This window comes from Spongiibacter sp. (assembly GCF_041602295.1).
Classification (GTDB): Bacteria; Pseudomonadota; Gammaproteobacteria; order Pseudomonadales; family Spongiibacteraceae; genus Spongiibacter.
On the sequence record NZ_JBFIGO010000142.1, the window covers coordinates 1 to 5439 of the forward strand.

5 protein-coding genes are annotated in these 5439 nt (G+C 55.8%); 3 read left to right on the plus strand and 2 right to left on the minus strand.

All coding sequences use genetic code 11. The features are described 5' to 3' along the window. From ABYM29_RS14595 to ABYM29_RS14605, 3 genes are all read left to right on the plus strand, one after another. Positions 1 to 1448: TonB-dependent receptor (locus ABYM29_RS14595; RefSeq protein ID WP_372865521.1), on the plus strand; the 1448-nt coding region annotated here is incomplete at its 5' end. 8 nt (positions 1449 to 1456) lie between these two features. Beyond that, positions 1457 to 1957, plus strand: coding sequence for an SRPBCC family protein (locus ABYM29_RS14600; RefSeq protein WP_372865522.1), 501 nt, complete (start codon positions 1457 to 1459; stop codon positions 1955 to 1957). A gap of 13 nt (positions 1958 to 1970) precedes the next feature. Beyond that, positions 1971 to 2825, plus strand: a complete 855-nt coding sequence (locus ABYM29_RS14605) for a glutathione S-transferase family protein (RefSeq protein ID WP_372865523.1) — start codon at positions 1971 to 1973, stop codon at positions 2823 to 2825. Here ABYM29_RS14605 and ABYM29_RS14610 read toward each other — a convergent pair. Further along, positions 2770 to 4050 (minus strand): lipase family alpha/beta hydrolase, encoded by a 1281-nt coding sequence (locus ABYM29_RS14610; protein ID WP_372865524.1) that lies wholly within the window; start codon positions 4048 to 4050, stop codon positions 2770 to 2772. The genes ABYM29_RS14605 and ABYM29_RS14610 overlap by 56 nt on opposite strands. A 299-nt stretch (positions 4051 to 4349) precedes the next feature. After that, a partial coding sequence (locus ABYM29_RS14615) for an AMP-binding protein (RefSeq protein WP_372865525.1) occupies positions 4350 to 5439 on the minus strand: 1090 nt, incomplete at its 5' end.

Below are 5439 nucleotides of genomic sequence, written 5' to 3' on the forward strand. Positions count from 1 at the left end.
CCCTGGGCTGGAACCTGGGTGAAACTCAACTGATTAAATACATTGCCGGCTACCGCGAGATGCGCGATCGCACCAACGGCGTACTGTCGGCAGGCAGTAGCTCCGACGAATACCGTATCGACTACAGCGCCTACACATCAAAAGACGGCAGTTTGTTTCTCCCCACTACACCCCAGCCGCTCGACCAAGACCAGATCTCGCACGAGCTACAATGGCAGGGCAGCGCCTTTGGTGGCCGATTGGAATACATCGCCGGTCTGTATTACTTCGAAGAAAACGGCAAGGAACACCACCCCCTGCACCATATTCTCAACGGCCCCATCGATATTACCGAAACACCGCTATTCACTAATATCACCTCGGTGTTAATGGCAGAGGACAGCCGGTTTACGGTAAACAACAAGGCCAGTGCTATTTTTACCCAACTGGACTACACCCTGCCCTTTTGGGATGACCGTCTAAGCATTATCTTGGGTGCCCGCCACTCCGAAGACCGCCGCACGGTGGATCGCTACCGCGACCTGCGCATCTATCTGGAAAACGAAACCATCGACAAAGTCAGTGGCGAGAGTATCGCTACCGCGCCATTACTGCTGGAAGAAGCCGGCTCTAACTTTCAAGTCAGCGCAGCGAAAAAATTCAGCGATGACTCATTCACCCTGGTGTTGAGTGCCGAACTCAGTGACAACGTCAACGCCTATGTGAAGTTTGCCGAGGCCTATAAAAGTGGCGGTTACAACACCCGCGAACCCGACCCAGCACGCTTCGCCGAGGGCTTTGAAGAAGAAAAAGTCGAATCCTTGGAAGTGGGTATAAAAAGCGAACTACTGGACCGCCGCCTGCGCCTTAACGTGAATTTGTTCGACAGCGATTTCAGCAATCGTCAAATGAACTTCAAACTCCCCGGCGCAGTGACCGACACGCGAGTGTTAAATGCCGGGGTATCGAGGATGCGCGGCATCGAAACCGACATTATGTTTGTCGTGACCCGCAAGTTGATCACCACTGCCAGCTTCTCCCTGCTCGACGCGGAAATGGTCAGCGTAATCAATCCCGATACCGGCGAAGATCAAACCGAGCAATACACCTTCTTTGCCGCTCCCGAACTGAGTTGGAGCCTGGGCCTTAATTACGATGTCGCGGACTTTTCCTGGGGCCGGCTCACCGCCAATATGAGCTACAACTACACCGACGACACCAACATGGACAACCGTGTCGACTACGTGACCGACTCGCATATGGACGGCTATGGTCTATTCAATGGCCGTGTTGGCTTGTACGAAATGGCGCTGGCTGGTGGCAGTGTCGATGTCAGTTTGTGGAGCAAAAATCTCACCGACGAAGAGTATGTAGTGTCCACGGTGCCCGGGATCTTCCCCCACACCTCCCGCGGTGTTTACTGGGGTCCTCAGCGCACTATTGGTCTGGATATCAACTACCAGTACTAGGAGACATCATGAACCAGGAACGCGTCTTGTTTGAGCACCGCTTCACGATCAATCGTCCCATCGACCAGTGTTTTTACTATCTGGGTCACACCTTTGAAAACGCCTCGGTGTGGATGAAAGGTTGTCGCCGGGTCATCGCCCAGAGTGGCTACGAAAACTACGGCATGTGGCTGGGTAAACGCTATTACCGCAGCATGGCCGGCCCGCTATCGATCGGCACTCTGACCCGAGAGGAATGGGTGCATATTTTCGAACCGGGTAAACGCTTTGTCATACGCACAGATATTCCCGGTGTAGAGCCCAACTGGGACTATAACTTCACGGCCCTGGACGAGCAGCGCACCGAGTTCCACTACCGGGTTTACACCCACAACCACCAGTGGTTTTCGCGCTACATCGTCCAGCCCTTATTTATGGCCGCCGCGCGGCCACGCCTAAACTTTTCGCACCCGCGGATGGTTGAGCTACTCGACGCCAGCAGCCCTCTACTGTCCCAATCCCCAGCATAGGAGCTCCGTTACAATGGCACTAAACCCCAGCATCACGCTGTACACCTATGCAATGAGCCCCTTCGCAGAAAAAGTGCACTGCTGCCTGCTGTACAAGCAGCTGCACTTCCAATGCCACTACCTCAATCCGCTGCGGCTGAAAAAAGACCTGCCCGTGGGTCACCAGATCCCCGTACTGACCATCAACGGTGAAAGCCGCGCCGACTCCACCCCTATCGCCGAGTGGCTAGACGAGTGCTTTCCCGAGCAGCCCCGCCTGCTACCCGAGGCAGGGGCCGAGCGCGAACGGCTGCTGGACATAGACCAATGGATCAGCCACCGACTCATCCCCGGGCATTTTCGCGCCTATCCCGGCGAGGGCTGGAATCGCCAGCGCATTGAAAATGCCTGGGTTCTCAGCCACGTAATGAACAAGACCGCCCACGGTGGTCTGCCGTGGATTTTGCGCAAACTGTGGCCACTAATCATTGCCTCACAGGGCTTTATCCGCCACATGCTAGCCATGACCGACCTCGACACCCCCCTGCCCCAGGCCAAGCGCAAACTCTTTGCAGAATTTGTTGAAAAGCTGGACGGCGGGCCCTTTCTCGGCGGCCGCAATACACCATCACTGCCGGACTTTTCCGCCTTCCCGCTGTTCGCTGTACCGTGGATGGTGAACTTCCACCACAGCGACGATGTGCTGGAATTTCCGGAAATTATCGCCTGGCTACAGCGCCTGCAACCCTATCTCAGCAGTACGCCGCCGCTGCTACCGCAAACCGTCGTAGAGCGTTCGCTAGACACGCTGTTTGACGGCGTGCAACAACACTCTAAACCGGTACTGCCAACCAATTGCGCAACTGCGCCGCCACACGCTGATCACTGAGCATCGACAGGTGGCCTAGCTCATAAAAAAGCTGGCTATGGCCTTCGGCAAAGTCCAGTTGCTTTGCCGCAAGGCGGTGTTGACCCAGGGCACTGCAGGGGTGAACCAAGCCGTCACTGCGCAGCTTATCCAAACTGCCCAGCGGCGACTTAGACAGCGTGGCGGCAATCGCATAGTGACTGATGCCAGAGGACAAAGGCACTGACTGACGGTGATCCCCATTGTCAGAATGCTCGTCGTGGCCCTGCCAGTCGGCGTCTGAAATGTTGCCGTGGCGCAGGTCGGTAATTCCGTCGCTGCGAATTTTGCCCAGTGCAGCCAGCGGCGCGGTATACGGACTGAAGGTTGCCGAGCGCTGCAACCAATAGCCGCCGCGCTCCAGTGCCGAACCGTGGTGGGGTGTGCCAACATAGACCACCTTGTCGACCTTGCTTAGCCAGGGCAATTGCTCGCTGGCAGCCTGCTGCAGGGCACTGCGCGCCAATAGCCCTCCCATACTAAAACCGACAATACTGATCGACGTCACCGGCACCGGCCAGCGCTCTATAAGGCCACTGATCTGACTGGCAAATTCGCGACCATTTTCCGACACATGAAGACCGCTGTTGTAGCGCGCAAATACTGGCGTATAGCCGTAGGTGTCGGCCAACATATGGCCGTGATTATGCTGCCGGGCCGTCCATTCCAGGTCGTTCATACACAGGCCGTGGGCCAGCAGCAATATCCGGCCACTGGCGACAAAGCGCGTGTCACACAGCGCGTCGTCGCTAGGGTAAATCTCTACCGAGCTTCGTACACTGTCAAACAAGTTCGTAAACGCGCGCGGCGCGGCATCGACAACCGTGCCGGGTTCGGGTTCGAGCAACACCCGCAAACTCATTGCGGTTGCCAGCGGGTTGGCAGTGCGTGCCAAGTGATCACCGCACACGCCATTGAGTGCCGCAATAACTGCAGCCCGCTGTGGCCCCGGAGGGTAGTAGCGATCCAGGTAGTGACTCAGCGGTGCGAGAGATAAGTCGATCGCCGTGCGCAGCCCGCCGTTAATCCCCCTCACCAAGTTATGCACCAAACCGGCTACACCCGGTGCCGGCCCCTCCGGCGCCGGACCGAAGGGCGGCGGTATGGCGGCAATATTGCGAAACATGCCCTCAACAATATTGGTGACGCCATCGACGCTATCGAAGGCCAAACGGGCGCTGCCATGCAAAATTTTTCCGGTTTTCATCTGCGCTACTCAATAAAGACTCTTCGCCCAACCACTGCAGGAAAAGACCATGCGAGGCGGGCGACCGCGGTCACTGACACTGGCCAATGTTTAGTCAAGCCACTATACGCCCCAACCCAAGCAAGTCAATACATGTGTATATACAGATGTACAATAATACCTGAATGGCTCGCTGAACAACGGCCGAAAGGCCCTTTAAGCGCTAGCGTGAGAAGAAAATAGAAGAATATTTCTGATGGCCAAAAACAAAAAGGCCCGCATTTCTGCGGGCAAAGCGCGTGTTTAAGCCCCTTGGAGCACTATGCGGAGATTTCGCTTAACTGCTCACGCAGTTTGTTTTTGGCCACTTTTTCCAAGGTAGAGCGCGGTAAGTCGGCCACAACATGAACATCACTGACCACTTTAAAACTGGCCAAATTCGCCCGGCAGTGATCAATCACGGCGGCTTTCAGATTCTCCGGAGCATTGGCATTAGGAATAATAAAAGCCACTGGCACTTCGTCGAGCATATAGTGCTTCTGGGCTACCACCGCCACTTCATCGGCCCAACCGCTTTCCATAATCACCGCCTCAATTTCTGACGCGGCCACGTTCTCGCCGCCAACTTTAAGCATGTCTTTTTCCCGGTCGGCAAAATACAGCTCACCGTTGGCCTCCATTCGCGCGCGGTCGCCGGTGATAAACCAGCCCTCTTCATCAAAGGCCTCGGCAGTCGCCTGGGGATTTTTTAAATACTCCTTAAACAAGCTCACCCCGCGCACGCCCTTCACAAACAGCCGTCCGGTTTTCCCCTTTGGCGTCGGCCTACCATCTTCGTCGCGAATAGCAATGTCGTAACCCGGCGACACGCGGCCTATACACATAAAGGGGTTTGGGTGATCGGTATCGCCGATGGTGACCTGCGAAATGGTTTCGGTCATACCAAACAAACCAAGGGTTTTAAGTTTAAAAAGCTCTTCAAAAAACGGCACGCTCACCGCCGTCACCCACAGCCTAAACTGATGTTCTGGCACCGGGTCATGCATCAGCGCCTTGCCGCAGAACGGAATCATCGAGCACCAACTTGCTGAATATTTCAGCGCCGGCGTCCAAAAATGCTGACGCGAAAACTTTGGCTGCAAGATATAGCTGCCCCCTACCCACAGCGAGCCCAGCAGCGAATAACACTGGTTGTTGTTGTGAAACAGCGGCAAAAACGACAGGCAGATATCGTCGTGGCGCAGGCCAAAATGCCGGGCGTTGGTTTGCGCCCCCCAAATAACGTTGGCATGTGTCCACACCACCGCCTTGGGACGCGAAGTGGTACCAGAGGTGAACTGAATGGCAAATTCCAACGCCGGATCGGGCGAGCGAGTTTCGGCCCAGGGCTGATCCGCTAGCACCATGTCA

Excerpts from the sequence above, each read along its gene's own strand:
- ABYM29_RS14600 (WP_372865522.1), top strand. The coding sequence starts at position 1,457 with ATGAACCAGGAACGCGTCTTGTTTGAGCACCGCTTCACGATCAATCGT.
- ABYM29_RS14605 (WP_372865523.1), top strand. The coding sequence starts at position 1,971 with ATGGCACTAAACCCCAGCATCACGCTGTACACCTATGCAATGAGCCCC.
- ABYM29_RS14610 (WP_372865524.1), bottom strand. The coding sequence starts at position 4,050 with ATGAAAACCGGAAAAATTTTGCATGGCAGCGCCCGTTTGGCCTTCGAT.